Below are 21764 nucleotides of genomic sequence, written 5' to 3'. Positions count from 1 at the left end.
TTGACCCCGAAGGAATCTTTGTGAAGGAATGGATTCCTGAACTGGATTCGGAAAATTATCCAGAACCCATTGTTGACCACAAGGCAGCCCGCGAAAGGTGTCTTGCCGTTTACAAAAAGGCCCTTACCTAGAATCGTAAAGCGGGTGGTGATCGATGATCACCTCAAAGTGCTCGGGGTCAAAGAAGGAAGCGAACTGCAGACGCTCCTTCCGCACGTCCTTGTTCATCTTTTCGAAAATATCAACACCCGCTTCTTTGAGGAAAATGCGCCAGATCAGTTCCGAACAAAAGAACCGGGTGCTGTCCTCCAGGCTGAAGCTGTGATCAAAAGGGACTTCCTGTTCAAGGTACTTCAGGCCAGCCTCTTCCACGCGCAGGTTCAGGCCGGGTTCCTTGCAGTAACCCTTGAACCGCACCACCAGAATACTATTGGTTTCGCTTTCGCTGACAAAGGAGGGAAGGTCTTGCTTTTGCACACCATCCACCTTCGAAACCCTTTGGGAAATGGACTGAACGACCTGCCAGCCATCTTTTGGGTCAAGGCTCAGCAAGGCCACGTGCGAGACCCTGATGTCTTCGTCCAGGTATTCGCGAATGGCCTGGCTTACCACCCCGAAACCTTGCCTTAAGATCAAATCACCCGGCTGAAGCAGTGCCAGTTCCTCCTGCGAAAGCTGGTAGCCTGGGTTTTGCTCTTCTTTTCCTGAAAAAAGGCTGCAGGAAGCTATCCCGCTCATAAGCAGGAAACAAAGAAGTGCAAGACGGGCAAACAAAGCGGAGGTCTTCATTGTTGCTTTAACAGAATTGGGGTAATTTTACCCTGTTTCTGCAAATGTACGCCTTTTGATTTTTTCATAGTCCCTTTATGTCTGTTGTTCAAAATAGCATCATTCCCGACAGGATAACCAAATTCAGCGCTTTTGTCCCTTTTTTGCGCAGCCTGCCCTTCCACCAGCTTCCAGGGATGGAGTCACAGCTCAGGATGGCACCCACCAACCGTAAGCAGGAAATCATGTCGCTGGGCAAGGGCAAAGGGGCCACCCAAAGCGCAGTGCTGTTTCTTTTCTATCCGCTTGCCAATGGCAATACGTCTACTGTCTTTATCCAGCGGCCTCAATACAACGGCGCCCACAGCGGGCAGATCGCCTTCCCCGGCGGACGCTTCGAACCCAATGACCCGGGCCTCGAATTCACCGCTCTTCGCGAAACCCACGAAGAGGTTGGAGTACACCCTGGTTCCGTCGAAATGGTGGGGAAACTTTCCGACCTGTTTATCCCTCCAAGCAATTACATTGTAAGCCCTTACGTGGGAATAACCATGGAGCGCCCGCAGTTTATTGCCGATCCGCTGGAAGTGGAAAGTATCCTGGAAATTGAACTGAGTGATTTCTTTCAGCCAACCCATTGTCAAACCCGTGAACTGACCCTCATTGGGGGATATCGCCTTCAAACCCCTTGTTACGTGATCAACGAGCAGGTTATCTGGGGTGCCACCGCTATGATGATCAGTGAGTTTCTGGCCCTGATCGAAAAAGGGTAGGGGCAAACTTCCCTGTCATGGAAAAGACTGCGGTAAGAAATCATTTCTTTTAAGCCAAGATTTTATTAATTAATCTGCTGGTTCAGAACGGGTTATAGCATCTGACCATTTATTTCTTTTGTTTTTCAGGCAATAATTTATTTTATCTTAAAAGGGTATTTGTTTGACGAACAATTTAATACCTCCTCCATACCATGCTCGTACCATGGTCGTGTAAGGTTCGAGAACACACGACCGTGGTAGGTCTGTGGCAGGTCAGTGGAGGGTGGAAAGGGAAAAATGAAAAATTAAAAATGAAGAATGAAAAATGTATTGAAATAGGCTCAGTAAGGACAGGATGATGGCTGCATGGGCACGAAGGCCCTTTGCCTCACCCGTTTAACCAAGCAGGATAGAATAAAAAAAGGGAGCTTTTTGGGCTCCCTTCTCACTAATGTTCTTTTAAATTTAGTCCTGGACAGAATCGACGATAGCTTTGAAAGCCTCGGGATTGTTCATGGCCAGATCGGCAAGGACCTTGCGGTTGATCTGGATATCCTTGGCGTTTAATTTACCGATAAATTGCGAGTAGCTCAAGCCATACTGCCTTGCACCTGCGTTGATGCGTTGGATCCACAGTTTGCGGAATTCCCTTTTCTTGTTGCGCCTGTCGCGGTAGGCATAGGTTTGTCCTTTTTCCCAGGTATTCTTGGCTACGGTTAATAAGTTTTTACGACCCCCAAAGTATCCTTTGGTGAGTTTCAGCAGCTTCTTGCGTTTCGCTCTCGAAGCAACTTTGTTAACTGATCTTGGCATAATTTTTCGTTTTTTGTTCGTTTAGCGCTTTCCTCACGCGGGAAAGTCTTTTTTGGCTAAACAAAGGTTTTTTAAAATGGTGTTTACTTTACGAGCATCGCTTTGATGTTCTTCTCGTCGGCCTTGCTAACCAAGCCGGTTTGAGTCAGGTTTCTTTTCTGCTTAGTGGTTTTCTTGGTCAGAATGTGACTCTTGTATGCATGTTTACGCTTCACGCGTCCGGTAGCGGTAAGCGTGAAACGCTTCTTTGCTCCGGATTTGGTTTTCATCTTAGGCATTACAAAACAATTTACGGGTTATTAAACAATGAACATTAGTTTTTCTTTGGTGATTTCTTGGGAGCGATCAGCATGATCATTCGTTTTCCCTCAAGTTTGGGCATCTGTTCAACTTTTCCGATTTCTTCCACTTCCTGGGCAAAGCGCAGCAGGATAACTTCACCCTGTTCCTTGTAAATGATGGAGCGGCCTTTGAAGAAAACGTATACCTTCAGTTTGGCGCCTTCCTCAAGGAATTTGATGCCATGCTTCAGTTTAAAGTTAAAGTCGTGTTCGTCGGTGTTGGGCCCTAGCCTGATTTCTTTGACAACAATTTTGGCGGCATTGGCCTTAATTTCTTTTTGTTTCTTTTTCTGTTCGTAAAGAAACTTTTTGTAATCCATGATTTTGCACACGGGCGGGTTGGCTGTTGGAGCGATCTCCACCAGGTCATAACCTTGTGCTTCGGCCATCGCCAGTGCCTCCCTGATAGGGATAATGGCGGGTTCAACATTGTCGCCAACCACCCTTACCACGGGTGCCTTGATCTTTTCGTTAATGGCATGCGGGTCTTCTTTTTTTACAAAGCGCCTGCCACCGGGGCGGGGTTTGAATGGTGCTGCTATACTTCGTTCCTCCTATGTTTAGTGAATATTAATGCATTAAAATTCAGTGACACTATTGATGTCTTCCTGAATCAATTTAACAAATTCTGCTATGGTGAAGGTTCCAAGATCACCATGGCCATGTTTCCTTACAGAAACCGTGCCATCTGTTTCTTCCTTCTCTCCGACAATCAACATGTAGGGAATCTTGCGTGTCTCGGCATCCCGGATCTTTTTGCCGGTTTTTTCACTGCGCTCGTCAATGAGGGTGCGAATTTCGGCATTATTCAGCAAATTTAAAACTTTTTTTGCATAAATCTGATACTTGTCGCTGATAGGCAGGATGATAGCCTGATCGGGGGCAAGCCAAAGGGGGAAATTACCGGCGCAATGTTCAATCAGAACAGCAACGAAGCGCTCCATTGAACCAAAGGGAGCCCTGTGAATCATCACGGGGCGGTGCTTCTGGTTGTCGCTTCCGATATATTCGAGTTCGAAGCGTTCGGGCAGGTTGTAGTCTACCTGAATGGTACCCAGCTGCCATTTGCGGCCCAGGGCATCCTTCACCATGAAGTCGAGTTTGGGCCCGTAAAATGCGGCTTCGCCGGGCACGATGGTTGCCTGCAGGCCTTTTTCGCGGGTTGCCTCGATGATGGCCTGTTCAGCTTTCTCCCAGTTCTCGTCGGTGCCAATGTATTTTTCGTGGTTGTCGGGATCGCGGAGGGAGATCTGAACGCTGTAATCCTTAAAATCAAGGGCATTGAAAATATACAGCACGATGTCGATCACCTTGGTGAACTCTTCCTTCACCTGGTCGGGGCGGCAGAAGATGTGCGCATCGTCTTGGGTAAAACCCCTTACGCGGGTCAGTCCATGCAATTCACCGCTTTGTTCGTAACGGTAAACCGTTCCAAACTCGGCAAAGCGCACGGGCAGGTCTTTGTAACTGTATTGTTTGGTTTTATAAATCTCGCAGTGGTGGGGGCAGTTCATGGGTTTTAGCATGAACTCTTCGCCTTCGGCCGGAGTTGAAATGGGCTGGAATGAATCTTTGCCGTATTTCTCATAGTGGCCGCTGGTCATGTAGAGGTTTTTGCCTCCGATGTGCGGGGTGATTACAGGCAGATAACCTGCCTTGCGCTGTACCTTTTTCAGGAATTTCTCGAGGTTCTCGCACAGTTCGGCGCCCTTGGGCAGCCAGAGGGGGAGTCCCTGTCCCACGTTTGCCGAGAAGGCAAACAGTTCGAGCTCCTTGCCTATCTTGCGGTGGTCACGTTTTTTGGCTTCCTCAAGCATCACCAGGTATTCATCCAGGTCTTTCTGCTTTGGGAAGGTGATACCGTAAACGCGGGTAAGCTGTTTGCGGCTTTCGTCGCCACGCCAGTAGGCGCCGGCCAGGGCCAGCAATTTAACGGCTTTGATGGGGCTGGTGTCGGGCAGGTGAGGGCCGCGGCACAGATCTGTAAAATCGCCCGATTCGTAGAAACTGATGGTGCCATCTTCCAGATCACTGATCAGGTCAACCTTGTATTCATCGCCTTTATTGGAATAGAAATCCAGGGCTTCCTGCTTGGGGACTTCGCGGCGCACAAAGGGCTGCTTCTCGCGAGCGATCTCAAGCATTTTCTTTTCAATCTTTTCAAAATCGTTACTCGAAAGGACTTGGTCACCCAGATCGATGTCGTAATAGAAACCGTTTTCGATATCGGGCCCGATGCCAAATTTGGTGCCGGGGTAAAGCGACTCGATCGCGCTAGCCATGATGTGAGCCGACGAGTGCCACATGGTAGCCTTGCCTTCTTCCTCTTCCCAGGTATGCAGTTTAATGCGGGCATCTTGATGGATGGGGCGGGTGAGATCTTTCACTTCGCCATTGACGCTAATGGAAAGCACTTTACGGGCCAAACCCTCGCTGATGCTTTGTGCGATCTCCAAACCTGTTATACCTTCACGATATTCGCGTACGGAATTATCTGGAAATGTTATTTTTATCATAAGGGACCTTTCGGATTTTCAGGGCGCAAAAATACAAAAAATTAGCCGATTATTTCAGCTATTTTGCAAAAAAAGCCATAAGAGGAACATTTAACCCAAAATATTGTTTGGGTTTGGCTTAATTCTTTTGATTAGCCTGAGCGAATGGGTGTATCTCCTGATATCGCGGCTGAAAATGCCATTGTGATCGATCAGATCAACCCGTACTTTCCCATGGGCGTGAATGATGTGGCCTTCGTTGATCAGCATGCCCACATGGGTGATTTGCTGCTCTTCATTGTCGAAAAACAACAGGTCGCCAGGCAATGCTTCATTGATCAGGTGGATGGTATCGCCTTGTGTGGCTTGCACAGCAGCGTCGCGGGGAATTTTTATTCCTCCCATCTTGAAGACCAACTGCATGAAACCTGAACAATCGATTCCAAAGGGCGATCGTCCTCCCCACAAATAGGGTGTATTCAGAAATAGCAGGGCATATTCAGTGAGTAGAGATGGCTTGGCTGGAAATTCCTGGTTTACGGCTCCGTTGTATTGGAAGACTTTTCCTGCCACGCTGAGATTGCCCGCTTCGTAAAAATAGAATGTACTTCCGGCACCTATAGGAAAACTTGTATTCTGGGTGCGGTCTTCAATCAACTTGATCAAGTCGGTATTGATGGTTTGCGGGCTTTGCTGCAGATCAGAAAAATCGGAATCAGTAAGCAATTGCACCTGGTTGGCACTAACCCATCCCAGGTAATGGTCGTAAAGCATACGAATCTGCAGCCAGTCTTTTTGATCGTCAACAATCTCAAAAAGGTCGCCAAACACAAGCTGGCTGACCAATTCGCTTCGGGAATCAGGTTCTGACCTTAGCCCGGCCACGCTTAACAGGCAAATTCCTTGCTTCATAAATTAGTAACGAATACGATGAATGTTTTTACAAAGATAAAATTTATAAAAGATAAACCCATCTTCAATAAAATGGTTGAATAGATATGCATAACCTTCTTTAGGATTAATTGTTAAATTCGTGGTCATAATCCTGAGGTAATGGACAAGCTCATAAATTGGTTTCAGAAGCATTTCACCAATCTGTTTAAGGCTGCTCTTTTCTTGGGCAGCATATTGCTGATCGTGCAGTTTTTCCCACGTCAGACGCGTTTTGCTTATGACTATCAGCAGGGGCGTCCGTGGCTGCACGAAGACCTGATTGCACCCTTTAACTTTGCCGTTCTCAAAAGCGATGAAGAACTTGAGGAAGATCGCGCAGAAGTACTCAGAGACTTCAGGCCTTTTTTCAGACATTTACCCGAAATTGCCGAAGAGCAGGAAATGAGGTTTGTTCAGGAGTTTGACCGTGAATGGCAGAAACGTTTTGGAGAAACAGAAGGACAGGCACGAAAAGAAAACCTTGAAAAAGGGTTCAGTTTGCTCGATTCGGTTTTCAGTATGGGCGTCATTTCCTTCGAAGGAGCCCCGGGGGAAGTAAATTCGGATTATGCTTTTAGGTTGATCGAAGGACACACAGCCACCAGCCGCCGGGTCTCTGATTTTTTAACCATGCGTGAGGCTTTCCTTTGGATCTCCACGCAACTGGAAAAGGAGGCGGGATTTGAGCGTGACCTCCTGCTTTCGCTCATTGAAAATGCCATGGCTGCCAACATTGTTTTTGATCATCAGTATTCTGAAATGACGCGCGAAGCGGAGCTGGACAAGATCCCCCTGAGCCGGGGCATGGTTCAGCAGGGAGAGAAGATCATTTCGCGGGGTGAACTGGTGACGCCCGAGAAGTTCCGCCTGCTGGAATCCTTCAAGGCTGAGTTTCAAAAGCAAGCAGGACAAACGTCTATTGCGACAGTTCTGTATGCAGGCCAACTGCTGTTGGTAAGCATTTCCATTGTTGTGCTGGCTTTGTTTCTTTGGTTTTTCCGGCGGGAGGTTTTCTTCGATAACCGCAGGCTGGTATTGATTCTCCTGTCCGTGTTCATCCTGGTGTTCATTACCAGCCAGGTGGTTAAGGCCGAGGTTGACTGGCTTTTCCTTTTGCCCGTTTGCATCGTTCCCATCCTGATTCGTGCATTCTTCGATAACCGCCTGGCGCTTTATGTGCATATCATCACCATTATCATTATTGGCTTTTTGGTCCCGCGCAGTTTTGAGTTCGTTTTTATGCAGTTTGTTGCGGGTATTGTAGCTATTTTTAGCATGGTCAACCTAAGACGGCGGTCCCAGCTATTCATTACTGTGATGCTGATCTTCCTTACCTATTCTGCTATATTCTTTGGCCTCTCGCTGGCTCAGACGGGAACCACTCGTGGTATTGACTGGATAAATTTTGCTTATTTTGGCGGAGCTGCCACACTGACCTTGTTTGCCTACCCGCTCATATTCCTGTTTGAGCGGATCTTTGCCCTCCCAACCGATTTCTCTTTGCTGGAGCTGGCTGATACCAACAATACCCTTCTGAGGGAGTTAAATCTCAATGCTCCCGGAACATTTCAGCATTCTCTGCAGGTAGCCAACCTTGCTGAGGAAGCCATCATTCAAATTGGTGGCAACAGTCTTTTGACCCGCACAGGGGCCTTGTACCACGACATCGGAAAGATTAAAAATCCCATGTTTTTTACTGAAAATCAGGCCTCAGGCTTTAATCCCCACGATGACATCCCACGCGAAGAAAGTGCCAGGATCATTATCAGCCACGTGATTGAAGGCATTGAGATGGCAAGGAAAAAGAACATCCCTGAATATATCATTGATTTTATCCGTACCCATCACGGGACCACCACAGCAAGATACTTTTTTTCCATGCATAAAAAGGAAAACCCTGGGGTGGAGACTGACATCAAAGCCTTTACTTATCCCGGCCCCCGCCCTTTTAGTAAGGAAACTGCCGTGGTTATGATGGCCGATTCAGTAGAAGCTGCATCTAGAAGTATGCGCAAACCCGACGAACGAAGCATCAGCGATTTGGTGGAAAAAATCATTGATACCCAAATCGCAGAAAAACAGTTTGAGAATGCCAACATCACCTTTAAAGACATTACCGTTGTAAAAAAGATTTTCAAAAGGCGTTTGATGAATATTTACCACGTCAGGATCGTTTACCCTTCGCTGAACTGATCGAGCAACTTCATTCCGCATTGCTGAAGATAAGGAAGAGTATCAGGTCCCAGGTTAAAAAGCAGGTCGATGACGCTTTGATTCCGTGCAAAACCAAACCTGTCGGAGAAAGGCTGAAAATATTCAGGGAATATGTCCTGGTTCAGTTTTTGTATTGTTTTTTCTTTGGGTGAGATGCTGTTACGGAGGTCAGTTCTCCCATTTGCCTCCTTTTCAAAACGAATGGTATTTTTGATTACCGGGTTCATTCCAATGGCCCTGAAAAGCTGGATTAGCAAGGATTGATTCCATTCAATCAAGTGTTGCGGTGGGGCACTGCTGTAAAAAGGTTCGAAAAAATCCTGATAATAGAGGAAAAAAGCTGACTTGCTGTAGGCCGTTTCTATGGATCTCCAGTGTTGTTTTTGCCAGGGCAGGTGGGGGCTTATTCTGATCAGGCAGGTCGGGGTATGATTGCCCTCGGGTCTTTCCACCGGTATGCTCAGGGCCAGGGGGCCGTTGGCCGAAAGGATGCTGCAGCGGTTACGCCAGGTTTGCTTGGGATAGGTTTCGTGAATTTCAATTTCAGCTTTTTCTGCAACGGTAAGCCAGGACATATACTCGACCGGAGGCAGGTAGGACGTGGAAAGCAGCAGAATGGGAGCCTGTGATTTCAAGTGAAATTATTTTTCGCAAAGGTAGGTAAAAATGGCAGAGGACATGGAGCTGGTTGCATGGGGCATAGGGGAGAGGTCCGGTAAAATTTTGGCAGGTCTCAAAAGCTTGCGCCCATTGGCCAGCGACAATGACATATTTTGTAACTTTATCCTTTAGAAAAGCCTATGCGGATGAAAATTCTTGACGCCCCACAGATACGCCAGCTGGATGCGTATACAATTGCCAATGAACCGATTTCATCCATTGACCTGATGGAACGAGCTGCCAGGCAATGCTTTCTAAGGATCAAGAAGTTACTCAGGCCAGGCATGGACATTAAGATTTTTTGCGGGATGGGCAACAATGGGGGAGATGGTCTGGCCATCGCCAGGATGCTTGCAGGATCCGGACATTCCGTGAGCGTTTTTAAGGTGATCCATACCAAAAAGGCTTCGCCCGATTTTCTTATCAACGAGGATCGGCTGAAAAAAGTCAGAAAGTCTAAAATCATTGAGATAAAGGAAGACAAAGATTTTCATGAGATAAGCAAAAACGATCTAATAATCGATGCCTTGTTTGGAACCGGGCTGAACCGGCCGCTCAAAGGACTCCCTGCCAGGGTGGTGCAGCACATGAACCAGTCAGAAGCCTTTGTGGTCTCCATCGATCTTCCCAGTGGACTGTTTTGCGAGGATAATAGGAGAAACGATTACAAAAAGGTGGTAAGGGCTAAGCTCACCCTGACATTCCAGTTGCCAAAACTTGCCCTTTTGCTGCCAGGCAATGCGCCTTTTTCTGGCCATTGGGAGATGCTCGACATTGGCCTTCATCCCAATGCTATTGAAGCTGTCGAGACCCGCAATTATTATCTTCAGGCAGAGGATATCCGGTCTTTTTACAAACCTAGGCAAAGATTCGATCATAAAGGTCACTTTGGCCACGCCCTTTTGCTGGCGGGCAGTTATGGGAAAGCTGGTTCTGCAGTACTGGCTGCCAGGGCCGCTCTTAGGACCGGTGCAGGTTTGCTAACCGTGCATTTGCCTTCAGGATTGGTTCCAATCATGCAGACCTCTCTGGCCGAGGCGATGTGTGTGGCTGATGAGGCCCACTCGATCATCACGCATCCGGGCGATGTTTCAGCATATAATGCCATTGCCATTGGCCCGGGATTAGGGAAAGACCCCCAGACTGCCAATGCATTGAAGTTCCTGATACAAAATACGCCGAATCCAATGGTGCTGGATGCTGACGCCCTGAATATCCTGGCGGAGAACCCAACCTGGTTATCGTTCTTGCCCGGAGGTTCTGTGCTTACGCCCCATCCCAAGGAATTTGAAAGGCTCGCCGGAAAATATGCCGATGATTATGAAAGGCTGGAGATAGCCCGTGCTTTTTCCCTGAAATACCAGGTTTACCTCGTTTTGAAGGGCGCCCATACTGCTGTGATATGCCCGGATGGACGCATATTCTTTAACGCTACAGGCAATCCCGGAATGGCTACAGCAGGAAGCGGCGATGTTCTGACAGGCATTATCCTTGGTTTTATGGCCCAGAGGTATACTCCCATACAAAGTGCCCTGGCAGGGGTTTTTATTCACGGACTTGCGGGCGACTTAGCTGCCTCCAGGTTTGGTTACGAAAGCTTAATTGCAGGTGATATTGTGTCCAATTTGCCCAAGGCCATCAAGAAAGTTTTTCATTCCTGACGTTCTTTATTTTGTCCATTAACCCGGCAAGCTTTGGGTTCAGGATTCTACCACCTTTACATGCTTATTTGGACTAAATAAAAATTAAATTTTGTACCTTTGCACGCCTTTTTGCCAGGGGTGCGAATTAAACAAAAACATGCCCGCTGGCGTTAAAAGATTGCACAAATCAACCCAGAAAAATATTTGAGATGGAAGTAACTGAAAAAACAGAAATTAAGAAAGAATATACGATTGACACTGTTGATAAAGAGACCCTGAAGAAGTGGTACAGGATTTTGATTTTGGGCAGGAAACTGGATGAGAAAGCACCCAACTACCTGAAACAGGCCCTAGGCTGGTCGTATCATGCTCCATATGCAGGTCATGATGGAATTCAGCTTGCCATCGGTCAGGTCTTTAACCGCGAGACCGATCACCTTTTCCCTTATTACCGCGATATGCTTACCGCGATTTCTGCCGGACTTACTGCCGAAGAGATCATTCTGAACGGTATTTCAAAAGCCACTGACCTTGCCAGCGGGGGACGCCATATGTCGAACCACTTTGCAAAACCTGAGTGGAACATCCATAACGTTTCTTCTGCAACTGGTAATCATACCTTGCATGCCGTCGGGGTTGCCCGGGGGATGAACCGGTATAAGCATCAGGGCGTTGCCATTAGCTCGCAGGGTGAGTCTTCGGTTTCTGAAGGTTATGTTTATGAAGCCATCAATGGTGCCAGCAACGAAAAGCTGCCGGTGATCTTTGTCTTCCAGGACAATGGTTACGGGATTTCCGTTCCCAAGAGCGACCAGACAGCCAACCGAAAAGCTGCTGATAACTTTACCGGCTTTAAAAATTTACGGATCATTCACTGCAATGGACGTGACGTGTTTGATTCAATGAACGCCATGCACGAGGCCCGCGAACACGCATTAAAAGCTGGCGAGCCTGTGATTGTTCACGCAAGTGTGGTGCGTATTCATTCGCACTCAAACAGCGACCGTCACGATCTTTATCGCGATGAGCGCGAACTGCATTGTGCACAGGCAAGCGATCCGCTTCCCAGGTTTGAAAACTTGCTGATCGGTAAAGAGATCTTTAAGGAAGCAGAATTGAAAGCTATTGAGAAAGAAGTGAACCAGGAGGTTGCCGAAGCCCATAAAAAAGCCATGGAGGCGCCTGATCCGGATTCAGATTCCATATTCGATTTCGTGATCCCGGAACCTTATGTAAGCGAGAAATATCCTAAGGGAATTCATGAAACAGATGGCCCAAAAAAGAAATTTATTACAGCCCTGAATGATACCCTGAAAGCCGAATTTGAGCACAATCCCGACACGTTTATCTGGGGTCAGGATGTCGCCAACAAGGATAAAGGTGGTATTTTCAACGTTACTAAGGGCATGCAGCACAAATATGGCAAGGCACGCGTGTTTAATGCGCCCATTGCTGAAGACTTTATCCTGGGCACTGCCAATGGCATGAGCCGTTTCAATGAGAAGATCCGTATTGTGGTTGAAGGCGCTGAATTTGCCGACTACTTCTGGCCTGCCATGGAGCAGTTTGTGGAGATGACCCACGACTACTGGCGCAGCAATGGGGCTTTTTCGCCCAACGTTACCATTCGCCTGGCTTCTGGAGGTTACATCGGAGGCGGACTGTACCATTCCCAAACCATTGAGGGCGCGCTTGCCACTTTCCCGGGCATACGCATCGTCTACCCTTCCTTTGCTGATGACGCGGCAGGCCTTCTTCGTACTTCTATGCGTTCGAAGGGCCCAACCCTTTTCCTCGAGCCCAAAGCCCTTTACAATGCAAAAGAAGCCGAGACCTCCGTTCCGGAAGATTATGAGGTTCCATTCGGAGTGGCCCGGGTACGCAGGGAAGGCAAGCATCTTTCCATCATTACCTATGGAAACACCACCCACATGAGTATCAAGGTGGCTGAAAAGCTGGCCAAAGAAACCGGTATGGAAATAGAGGTGGTAGATATCCGTTCGCTGATTCCGCTGGACAAGGAAACCATACTGAAGTCCATTCAGAAGACCAGCCGTGCGCTCATTGTTCACGAAGACAAGGTATTCGCAGGATTTGGCGGAGAGCTGGCGGCCATGATTGCCGATGAGGCTTTCAAATACCTGGATGCTCCCGTGAAAAGAGTGGGTTCTACATTCACCCCAGTGGGTTTCCACCGCAACCTGGAGAAAGCAATCCTTCCCTCTGAAGAGAAAATTTACGAAGCGGCTAAATCGCTTCTTGAATTTTAATTTCCCGATTGTGTTTGTTGTTTAATTTTGGTTTGTAAGAAAGAGGCTGTCTCAAGTTTACGAGGCAGCCTCTGGTTTTTTTTACTGACTCCTTAGAACCAGGGCTTTTATCTCTTTTTCTCTTAACTGCAATCCCTTTCCCTGTCATCCGTTCGCCATACCGAATGATAAGATTGTTCATTCAAGATAGTCTCAGAGTCAAGAATCAAACGAACCTGACACGAATTTTACACGTATTTAAGACGTAATTTAAACGTACACGCACGTCTGAACTACGTCTAAACTACGTCTGAACTACGTCTGAACTACGTTTGAACTCCCTCTTTGAACAGGACATGAAAGGATTCAGCCAGGCTTTTGGATTTTATGTTTTTCTGACGGAATGAAAAAATAACCCGCTCTTGAGGAATCTGGAAAGATGCCTCAAGTAAAAGGATTTAAGAAACAGGAATTGCTGAATTCGTTATCTTCTGACCAGGCTTTTTGAGAGGATGAAACCGATGTAAACGGCCATTAGCCCCAGAAAGATACTCAGTGAAGTGTACAGGAAGAACTGAAAATATTCCCCATGCCTGAGCAGGGTCATGTTTTCAAGGCTGAAGGAAGAAAAGGTGGTAAAGCCACCACAAAAACCGGTGGCCAGAAAGAAACGCCAGGACTTCGATAAAGGCTGTGGCTTCTCGGTGAGGCCCCAGAGAAAACCTATCAGAAGGCATCCTGCAATATTTACAAGCAATGTTCCAAGTGGAAATGACCAATGAAAATGCCTGGTAACGAACCATTGTACCCCGAAGCGTGAGATGCTTCCTAGGAAACCTCCTGAACCAATAAGTAAGAGATATTTGAGCATTTTTTATCGATTCGGGACTTGTAGTTATAACCATAGGTTTAAACAGAAACCCCGTTCGCCAAACAGGAGAACGGGGGGATTCTGTTTCTGGAGTTTTTTCATTACTTGGTCATTCCTCCGCAGACAGGAATCACTTGTCCGGTAACATAGGATGACAAGTCAGATCCAAGGAAGATGCATGCATTGGCTACATCATCAGCCGTGCCCGCGCGGCGCAGGGGAATTCTCTCGGCCCATCCTTTTTTCACTTCTTCCGGAAGGCCTGCGGTCATATCGGTCTCAATGAAGCCAGGAGCAATGGCATTGCAACGGATGCTGCGCGGGCCGAGTTCCTGGGCAACCGATTTGGTAAAACCAATCATGCCGGCTTTGGAGGCTGCGTAGTTGGCCTGTCCGGCATTGCCACCCAATCCCACCACCGAACTCATGTTAATGATACTGCCGCTGCGTTGTTTGAGCATGAATTTCTGTACGGCCTTGGTAAGGTTGAATACCGACTTCAGGTTCACCTGGATCACCAGGTCCCATTGCTCCTCAGTCATACGCATCAGCAGGGTGTCACGCGTAATCCCTGCGTTATTGACCAGGATATCAATCCGGCCAAACGCATTGACCACATCCTCGGCAAGCTTTTCGCTGGCGGCCAAATTGCTGGCATCGGAAGCAAAGCCTTTGGCCTTGATGCCCAAGGCCTTCAACTCTTCTTCCAGCGCCTGTGCAGATTCATCATATTTCAGGTCGGAAAAGGCCACGTTTGCACCATGTTGAGCAAAGGCAACTGCGATTGCTTTCCCTATTCCCCTGGCAGCCCCGGTGATCAGGGCAGTTTTTCCTTCTAATAGCTTCATAATCTCAAGTTTTGTTTAAGACATCAACACATTAATCTCCCGGATCATATCCATCTTACCAAGGGTAAGTCCTGACGGTGGGCCAGGAATTTCCCTTTCGGGAAAACCCGGAATGCATAATCGTATATACCTGCATTTTTACTGGGTACTTCACACTGGAAAGTGACTAGAATGCCATTCTTATCAACGCCCTTTTTCTCCAATTCATATACAGATATTACCTCATCGGTTTCATCAGTTAGGGACTGACGGATAAAGACCACTTCGATGCCTATATCCTCGTGGCCAAGTTCACTAACGTCAAGGACAATCTCTGCCCGGAAATTATCGCCCAGCATCATGGAGTTATCTGAGGTATTCATCATATCGATGCTTTCCACTTCTATGGTATCCCAGCTTCTCATTACCTGTGCTTTCCAGCGCCATTTTTCGCGGGACTGGGCAAAATTGTCCGCATGGTAGGTTTTTGACCCTTCAAATAATTTGTTGTAGAAACGGTCAAAATAATCGTTCATCATCCGCTTATTGGTATAATGGGGCGCGATATGGGCAATGTTGTTTTTTATCCAGCGGATCCATTCTACAGGGATATCCTTTTTATCCCGCTTGTAGAACATGGGTGCAATATCGTTTTCCAGGGTATTATAAATGGTTTCGGCATCCAGTTCATCCTGAAATGACTGGTTGTCATAGGTCCGTTCTTCCTTGACAGCCCATCCGGCTTCGGCGACATAGCCTTCGGCCCACCAGCCATCCAGAACACTGAAGTTCATGACGCCATTCAGCACAGCCTTCATACCACTGGTTCCTGAGGCTTCAAGCGGACGGGTTGGGGTATTGAGCCAGATATCCACCCCTTTGGTCAGGGCAGCACCCAATTGCATGTCGTAGTCTTCCAGGAAGAGAATCTTTCCCTTGAATTCAGGGCGTTTCGAGATCTCCACAATATGTTTTATCAGGTCCTGGCCTGCCTTGTCGGCTGGGTGGGCTTTTCCAGCATAAAGAAACTGAACGGGCATATTGGGATTATTAACGATCCTTGAGAGCCGCTCCAAATCATTGAAAAGCAGGTGGGCGCGTTTGTAGGTTGCAAAACGACGGGCAAACCCTATGGTAAGCACTTTTTCATCCAGGCCTTCCAGGGTCTGATAAATCTTCCGTGGGGTTTCCTGCCTGCGCGAAAGATTCTTGAGCATACGTTCACGGATATATTCCATGAGTTTTTTCCTTTGCTCATTGCGGAGGCTCCAGATCCTTTCATCAGGCACATCGTAGATCTTTTCCCAGATCTTGGGATCTGAGATATTTTCCTGGAATTCCTTTCCAAAGGTTTCTTTATAGAGCTGCTGCCATTCCTTTGCGGTCCAGGAGCCATAGTGTACACCATTGGTCACATAGCCGATGTGAAGTTCATCGGGGTAATAGCCCGGGTAGAGGTCTTTGAACATGTCGCGCGATACCTTTCCGTGCAAACGACTGACACCATTGACTTCCTGCGAAAGTTTAGTAGCCAGTACGCTCATAGAATAAGGTTCATCAGCATTTGAAGGTCTCATTTTTCCGAGGCTCATGAAAGTTTCCCAGTTGATGCCCAGGCGATCGGCATAATGGGGCATGTAAGTACGGAGCATGTCTTCGCTGAAATGGTCGTGACCAGCAGGGACAGGGGTGTGCGTGGTAAACAGGCTGCTTGAACGCACCACCTCAAGGGCTTCATTGAAAGATAACTTTTGATCCTGAACGAGTTTGCGTAATCTTTCCAGTCCAGCAAATGCAGCATGTCCCTCATTCAGGTGGTAAACAGCCGGGGTTATACCCAAGGCATCCAAAAGCCTTATGCCACCAATTCCCAGTAAAAACTCCTGCTTAAAACGGTTTTCCCAGTCGCCCCCATAGAGTTGGTGGGTAATAAAACGGTCAGCCGAACCGTTCTCTGGGATATCTGTATCCAAAAGGAAAAGGGGAATGCGTCCCACATCCATTTTCCAGACCTTAGCCTGAAGGGTACGACCCGGAAAAGCTATGCTGATCTTAATCCATTCGCCTGCTTCATTGCGCACTGGCACTGCCGACATATGCGAAAAGTTATGGCTGCGATAATTGGCCAATTGTTCACCAGTAAGCGACAGATTCTGTGAGAAATATCCATACCGGTAAAGGAGCCCGATGCCAACCATATTAACATTGTCATCGCTGGCCTGCTTCATAAAGTCGCCTGCCAGGACACCCAATCCTCCCGAATAAATCTTTACGGAAGTATGCAATCCATACTCCATACTGAAATAAGCAATGGGAGGCGTGCTCTTTTGTTTACCCTTTTTCAAGTATTGGTCGAGATCCTGAATGACCTTTCGGTACTTGCTCATCAATGATTCGTTGGCAAGCATGGTGTCGTAGTCTCCCATGGAAAGCTGATCGAGCAGCATATTCGGGTTTTTCTGGCACTTTTCCCAAAGATCAGGGTTAATGGAAGAAAATAATTCCTCTGCCTCATAATTCCATGTCCACCATAGGTTCTTGGCAAGCCTTTGCAGATCTGCCAATTCTTCTGGTACTTTCACTTCAACCAGCAGTTTCTTCCATTTTGGCTTTGCCGCCGGGATCACTGGTTTTTCAACGACAACGGGCTGTTTCTTGCCTTTGAAAAGCTCGTACCGCTGGGAGACCTTGGACAGCACCAGTTCAAAAACCTTAAAATAATTTTCTTTCAGGCTTCCCCAAAGGGCTTCAGAGGCAATCTTTGAAGCCAAATGGCGATCCTGAAGCAAATGGAGGTGAGCTTGTGCATTCAGCTCATCAGAGGCATCAGCCAGTTCGCCGGATTTTTCTCCAGTGAAACAAGCCAGGAAATGCTCAGCCATGTTTTTTACCACCTCTTCAGCATTATCATCGGTTCGCTTGATGACAGCCAGTGCTTTGCCTAAATCAGGGAAAGTTTCTTTGGCCCAAATCCCAAATCCTGCGAGGGAGGTTGTTACAGAGGGTACCCTGAAGGCAAGGCTTTCAAGTGGGGTGTAACCCCAGGGTTCATAGTAGGAAGGGAAAGCTGTCAGGTCAAGCCCAATGAGAGTATCATAGTAATTCAGGTTAATAATCCCATCGTCACCAGTCAGGTATGCAGGGACAAAGATGACCTTGACCTTATCGGAAGGATCATTGTGCAACTTGAATTGTTTGAGATGGTGCAGGATCGGGTCATGGCTATCATCCACCATCTTGTGCGTGGTATAATCATGGGATACAGGCTGGTCGAGGTTGGGCTTGTTGATGCGTTCCATTATTTCAGTACGGGCGCCTGTCTGGTTGGCAGGGATCAGGATAAATGCCACCACATTGTTGGTAAGCCGCTTGTCCTGGTTGATTTTCCCCAGGGCTTCAATAAAAAGGTCTATGCCCTTGTTTTTGAATTCATACCTGCCACTGGTAGCCACCAAAAAGGCGTTATCAGGAATTTCCTGGTTTAACATCCCTTTAGCAACCTTTATGAGGCGCTTGCGGGCTTCTGTTCTTTTTTCAGCAAACAGACCAGGGTGGGGAACGAAAGAGTTGTCAAAACCATTTGGCGTAACCTGGTCCACCGCTTTCCCAAGTAAAATCTCGCATTCATTGGCGGTGATCTCACTTACGGTGGTGAAGCCATCGGAATTTTTTGCAACCGTGGTCTCCATGCTATGCTTTGAACTGACTCCCAATTCGTTGGCTTTGCTTTCGGGATTAATGTTTTTCAGCTCGCTGTAAAGGGGCATCCCGTGTCCGGCAACCGAGCGGGCAAGGGTTGTTGCATGCGTGGTAAACAAAGTACCTACCTGGGGAACGAGATCCCGCAAATACAAGGCACCCGAGCCAGTCATCCATTCATGAAAATGGGCAATGATCTTGTCAAACTCCGATAAATGGAAGTTATAAAAACTTTCAATGACTTGCCCTGCGGCATAACCAAACATGGCAGGCTCAGTGTAATCCCATTGTCCACTGAGAGAATTTAATCCAAATTTCAGCCAGAAGTCCGAAAAGATCTTATCCTTTTCGGAAAACAAGGGCGTAAAATCGACGAGGACAGCAATGGGCTGGCTGGGAATATTCCAGCGCCCTATTCGGAAGTGAAGACCTGATTTGTTGGCTTGCTTTCGCCATGCACGATAGAGGTATTTGTCCTCAATAAACTCAGGGTTCCCATGGGTTTCTTTCCAAACATCCGGGCCAATGGTAATATATTTATCCTGGAATTCATTTACCAGTGAAGTGGCTTTTGTGCTAATTACAGTATGTATGCCACCAATTTTATTGCATACTTCCCAACTGACTTCAAAAAGATAATCGGGTCTATTTAATTTTTCAGACATAATATTTTTCTGCTAAGAATAATCTACTTTTTAAGGCCCGTGAAATTACAAAAAATTCCTTAATAAGGAATCACGGTAGCCTATAATGTAGGCTGTTAAAACGCAATACACTGTAATTAAGATAATTAACCAGCGTGCTATGGTTTCTTCTTGTGAAAAGGGTTTTTAAAAGCTTATTTTTTTCTGGCCTTTGCTTCGGTAGGTTTAGTGGCAGCAATTTTTGGAGGTTTCGCTGCTTTTGCTGATACGGCCTGCTTTTTCACTTTTTCTGGTTTCTGAACATTCATTTCTGCAGGGGTTTTTCCTGCACATTGCTTCTCTACCCTGATGGTAAAATCGGATAATACGTTCATATAATTAATGAAGGCATCGTAGGGTGAAGAATAAGGGTTAACCTTTCTGAAAACCATTCCATCAGAGAACCATTTGGTTGACATGAAATTAAAGTGATCGCTGGTTTGCAGAAGTTCCCACTCATGCAAAAGTTTGGCATCATCGCAAGCCTTCATTTTTTCTTCCACCTGGTATACCTTGTTGAAAGCCTCTTGTTGCAACTCATTCCCAAGCCATGCCGTCAGGTCACGCTCTTCATCGGCCCAAGAAATGGGATAAGGTACATGCAGCCCGGATACTGGCTGAAGGTTTTCAGAAACTTCAGCCGGAGTTTTAAAAGTATGCTTATTTTCTTCAATAACCTTCTTGGTAAAGGCTTTCAGGAATTCAAATATGCCGGTCTCCGCCCATTGATACTCTCCAAATGTTTCATAGTTTAGGAAAAGGTTGACGACTTCCTCATTGGGATTCATATTGTTTATCCAACCCAGGAATTTGTCTGCCGTCAGGGGCCATTCACTCCACATTTGTTCAGAAAAACGGAAGGACAGATCATCCGATAATTGGAAATTGCGCATCAGCAATTTCAGCTTAGGGTTGACAGCGCTGCAGTAAAGGAAATTGGGGCTTTTCCAGCCCAGCACGTGCTTGGCGCCTTCGGTAAGCATAGTCCGGTAACCCAGGTCAAAGACAAGTTGGCCAATGTCATCTGAATAAACCATCTCGGTGTTTCTGAACGTTTTTGGTTTCTGACCAAAGAGCTCCTCTGTCTTCTGTGCGTGTTTTATGACTTGCCGGCTGAATTCCTCTGGACTTTTTAAGGAGGCAAGGCTGTTGGCGTATGTTTCGGCAAGAAACTCTACGCATCCTGTTTTTGCCAATGCCTGGAAGCTTTTGAGCACCTCCGGTGCATACATCTCAAACTGCTCCAAGGTTGTGCCAGAGATACTAAAACTGACCCTGAATTTCTTGCCATGCTTGCGGATCATCTCCAGAAGCAGTTCATTGGCAGGCAGATATGACTTTTCGGCCACTTGTTGCATTAAAAAACGGTTGGCATAATCATCGAAATAGTCGTGCTTGTGCCCGATGTCAAAAAAACGGTAGGTCCTGAGCCTGAACGGTTGGTGAATCTCAAAAAATAAGCAGATAGACTTCATGGCTTTCGTTTTGGTTTTTTAATGCAATTTGTTTTTATGCCTTTAGGGGTGTTATGCCAGCAGGTTCTCGTAGATATCCTTTACCTTTTTGCCTGCCTGATCCCATTTAATATTCTCCACTTCGGTCTTACCGTATTTCTTGAACATCTCGGGCAGGGCATTGTAATGTAGCAGGCTATATATCGCATCGGCCATCGCATCGATATCCCAGAAATCAATTTTAACGGCATAATCAAGTACCTCGGCTACACCCGACTGTTTGGAAATGATCACTGGTACATTTGATCGCATCGCTTCCAGTGGAGAGATTCCAAAGGGTTCGGAAACGGATGGCATCACATAAACATCGCTCATCCCAAACATCTTTTCTACATCGTCACCTTTAAGGAAACCGGTAAAATGAAATTTTGTAGCAATACCCAGGCTGGCCACCCTGCGAATCATTTTGGGTAACAGGTCGCCACTGCCCGCCATTACAAAACGAACATTAGGATCGCGTTGCAGCACCTTGTAGGCCGCTTCAATAAAATATTCCGGTCCTTTCTGAAAGGTGATCCTGCCAAGAAAGGTAACGATCTTTTCATCCACCTTTTTCTCCGCGTCGAGGTACCTGCTTGGGGTGGCAGGTTCTACTCCATTGTGCACCGTGATCACTTTTTCTGCAGGGATGCCGTAACGATTTATCACAACATTACGCGTAAGATTACTGACAGCCACCACGATGTCGGCTGCTTCCATCCCTTCCTTTTCGATATCATAAACCAGTTGGTTTACATTCTCACCCGAGCGGTCAAATTCCGTAGCATGCATATGCACAACCAAAGGCTTCCCGCTGATGCGCTTGGCTTCTGCCCCGGCAAGATATGTCAGCCAATCGTGGGCATGAATGATATCGAATTCCTGCTGGCGAGCCACCTCAGCACCCACAAGGGCATAACGCCTGACTTCTTCCATCAGGTTTTTGCCATATCCTCCCGCAAAGCTGTATTTTTGCGTTTTTACGCTTAACTGCTCTGCTTTCACCCCTTTCTCCAACTGCTCGGTAATGCGGAAATACTCCTCATCGTCGGCGTACGGTATCAATGTAGAATCTATTTCCAGGTAACTTAGTCTGGATACCAATTCTCTGAATAGCTCATCCTTGATGTCTATCAGAACATCTGAAGCATTGACCAGCCTGATGCTTTTCGTTTCTTCATCACCATAAGCTTTGGGAACAACAAAAATGATATCAACCTCATGCTTCATCAGCGCTTTGGTAAGGCCATAGCTTGCCGTTCCCAAACCGCCTGAAATATGGGGTGGAAATTCCCATCCAAACATCAATACCTTCATATC

The 21764-nt window shown here is 47.0% G+C and carries 16 protein-coding genes; 4 read left to right on the top strand and 12 right to left on the bottom strand.

The features are described 5' to 3' along the window. Positions 1-123: 123 nt before the first annotated feature. Positions 124-789 (bottom strand): YiiX/YebB-like N1pC/P60 family cysteine hydrolase, encoded by a 666-nt coding sequence (locus V2I46_13180; protein ID MEE4178452.1) that lies wholly within the window; start codon positions 787-789, stop codon positions 124-126. Positions 790-866: 77 nt separating this feature from the next. Between V2I46_13180 and V2I46_13175 the strand changes: the two genes are divergently transcribed. Beyond that, the gene (locus V2I46_13175; GenBank protein ID MEE4178451.1) at positions 867-1541 is read left to right on the top strand and encodes a CoA pyrophosphatase; all 675 of its coding nucleotides are present in this window, start codon (positions 867-869) and stop codon (positions 1539-1541) included. A 447-nt stretch (positions 1542-1988) separates the two neighbouring features. Here V2I46_13175 and rplT read toward each other — a convergent pair whose 3' ends face one another. The 5 genes from rplT to V2I46_13150 form a co-directional block, all read right to left on the bottom strand. After that, positions 1989-2336: a 50S ribosomal protein L20 gene (gene rplT / locus V2I46_13170; protein MEE4178450.1), complete on the bottom strand. Its 348-nt coding sequence runs from the start codon at positions 2334-2336 to the stop codon at positions 1989-1991. A gap of 83 nt (positions 2337-2419) precedes the next feature. Further along, positions 2420-2614, bottom strand: a complete 195-nt coding sequence (rpmI, locus tag V2I46_13165; protein MEE4178449.1) for a 50S ribosomal protein L35 — start codon at positions 2612-2614, stop codon at positions 2420-2422. 35 nt (positions 2615-2649) lie between these two features. Then, positions 2650-3219 (bottom strand): translation initiation factor IF-3, encoded by a 570-nt coding sequence (gene infC / locus V2I46_13160; GenBank protein MEE4178448.1) that lies wholly within the window; start codon positions 3217-3219, stop codon positions 2650-2652. Positions 3220-3255: 36 nt separating this feature from the next. Further along, positions 3256-5193, bottom strand: coding sequence for a threonine--tRNA ligase (gene thrS, locus V2I46_13155; GenBank protein ID MEE4178447.1), 1938 nt, complete (start codon positions 5191-5193; stop codon positions 3256-3258). Between the two features lie 90 nt (positions 5194-5283). Then, a complete protein-coding gene (locus V2I46_13150) occupies positions 5284-6084 on the bottom strand; it encodes a C40 family peptidase (GenBank protein MEE4178446.1) in 801 nt (266 codons plus the stop codon). Positions 6085-6225: 141 nt separating this feature from the next. Between V2I46_13150 and V2I46_13145 the strand changes: the two genes are divergently transcribed. Further along, positions 6226-8298, top strand: a complete 2073-nt coding sequence (locus tag V2I46_13145; GenBank protein ID MEE4178445.1) for an HDIG domain-containing metalloprotein — start codon at positions 6226-6228, stop codon at positions 8296-8298. Here the strand turns inward: V2I46_13145 and V2I46_13140 are convergent. Continuing rightward, entirely contained in the window at positions 8280-8954 is a 675-nt protein-coding gene (locus V2I46_13140) for a WbqC family protein (GenBank protein MEE4178444.1), read from the bottom strand. The genes V2I46_13145 and V2I46_13140 overlap by 19 nt on opposite strands. Positions 8955-9125: 171 nt before the next feature. Here V2I46_13140 and V2I46_13135 point away from each other — a divergent pair, with 171 nt between their 5' ends. Both V2I46_13135 and V2I46_13130 read left to right on the top strand, forming a co-directional pair. Further along, positions 9126-10640: an NAD(P)H-hydrate dehydratase gene (locus tag V2I46_13135; protein MEE4178443.1), complete on the top strand. Its 1515-nt coding sequence runs from the start codon at positions 9126-9128 to the stop codon at positions 10638-10640. Positions 10641-10831: 191 nt separating this feature from the next. After that, positions 10832-12892, top strand: a complete 2061-nt coding sequence (locus tag V2I46_13130; GenBank protein ID MEE4178442.1) for a thiamine pyrophosphate-dependent enzyme — start codon at positions 10832-10834, stop codon at positions 12890-12892. Positions 12893-13355: 463 nt separating this feature from the next. Here the strand turns inward: V2I46_13130 and crcB are convergent, their stop codons facing one another. The 5 genes from crcB to V2I46_13105 form a co-directional block, all read right to left on the bottom strand. Beyond that, complete coding sequence (gene crcB, locus V2I46_13125; GenBank protein ID MEE4178441.1) at positions 13356-13742, bottom strand: fluoride efflux transporter CrcB; 387 nt, start codon at positions 13740-13742, stop codon at positions 13356-13358. Between the two features lie 101 nt (positions 13743-13843). Further along, entirely contained in the window at positions 13844-14590 is a 747-nt protein-coding gene (gene fabG, locus V2I46_13120) for a 3-oxoacyl-[acyl-carrier-protein] reductase (protein MEE4178440.1), read from the bottom strand. Between the two features lie 44 nt (positions 14591-14634). Continuing rightward, a complete protein-coding gene (gene glgP, locus V2I46_13115) occupies positions 14635-18933 on the bottom strand; it encodes an alpha-glucan family phosphorylase (GenBank protein ID MEE4178439.1) in 4299 nt (1432 codons plus the stop codon). A gap of 173 nt (positions 18934-19106) precedes the next feature. Next, positions 19107-20426, bottom strand: a complete 1320-nt coding sequence (locus tag V2I46_13110) for a glycoside hydrolase family 57 protein (GenBank protein ID MEE4178438.1) — start codon at positions 20424-20426, stop codon at positions 19107-19109. A gap of 51 nt (positions 20427-20477) precedes the next feature. After that, positions 20478-21761 (bottom strand): glycosyltransferase family 4 protein, encoded by a 1284-nt coding sequence (locus tag V2I46_13105; GenBank protein ID MEE4178437.1) that lies wholly within the window; start codon positions 21759-21761, stop codon positions 20478-20480. Between the last annotated feature and the right edge of the window lie 3 nt (positions 21762-21764).

The sequence above is a fragment of the Bacteroides sp. genome (genome assembly GCA_036351255.1).
Classification (GTDB): domain Bacteria; phylum Bacteroidota; class Bacteroidia; order Bacteroidales; family UBA7960; genus UBA7960.
Note: the sequence above shows the minus strand (reverse complement) of the source record. Positions and strands in the feature narration are given on the sequence as shown.

What these genes read in the sequence shown, in the direction of transcription:
- fabG (MEE4178440.1), bottom strand. Translation starts at nt 14,590, where the DNA reads ATGAAGCTATTAGAAGGAAAAACTGCCCTGATCACCGGGGCTGCCAGG.
- thrS (MEE4178447.1), bottom strand. Translation starts at nt 5,193, where the DNA reads ATGATAAAAATAACATTTCCAGATAATTCCGTACGCGAATATCGTGAA.
- V2I46_13110 (MEE4178438.1), bottom strand. Translation starts at nt 20,426, where the DNA reads ATGAAGTCTATCTGCTTATTTTTTGAGATTCACCAACCGTTCAGGCTC.
- crcB (MEE4178441.1), bottom strand. Translation starts at nt 13,742, where the DNA reads ATGCTCAAATATCTCTTACTTATTGGTTCAGGAGGTTTCCTAGGAAGC.
- V2I46_13175 (MEE4178451.1), top strand. Translation starts at nt 867, where the DNA reads ATGTCTGTTGTTCAAAATAGCATCATTCCCGACAGGATAACCAAATTC.
- V2I46_13130 (MEE4178442.1), top strand. Translation starts at nt 10,832, where the DNA reads ATGGAAGTAACTGAAAAAACAGAAATTAAGAAAGAATATACGATTGAC.
- V2I46_13145 (MEE4178445.1), top strand. Translation starts at nt 6,226, where the DNA reads ATGGACAAGCTCATAAATTGGTTTCAGAAGCATTTCACCAATCTGTTT.
- V2I46_13150 (MEE4178446.1), bottom strand. Translation starts at nt 6,084, where the DNA reads ATGAAGCAAGGAATTTGCCTGTTAAGCGTGGCCGGGCTAAGGTCAGAA.
- V2I46_13105 (MEE4178437.1), bottom strand. Translation starts at nt 21,761, where the DNA reads ATGAAGGTATTGATGTTTGGATGGGAATTTCCACCCCATATTTCAGGC.
- V2I46_13180 (MEE4178452.1), bottom strand. Translation starts at nt 789, where the DNA reads ATGAAGACCTCCGCTTTGTTTGCCCGTCTTGCACTTCTTTGTTTCCTG.
- rplT (MEE4178450.1), bottom strand. Translation starts at nt 2,336, where the DNA reads ATGCCAAGATCAGTTAACAAAGTTGCTTCGAGAGCGAAACGCAAGAAG.
- rpmI (MEE4178449.1), bottom strand. Translation starts at nt 2,614, where the DNA reads ATGCCTAAGATGAAAACCAAATCCGGAGCAAAGAAGCGTTTCACGCTT.
- V2I46_13135 (MEE4178443.1), top strand. Translation starts at nt 9,126, where the DNA reads ATGAAAATTCTTGACGCCCCACAGATACGCCAGCTGGATGCGTATACA.
- glgP (MEE4178439.1), bottom strand. Translation starts at nt 18,933, where the DNA reads ATGTCTGAAAAATTAAATAGACCCGATTATCTTTTTGAAGTCAGTTGG.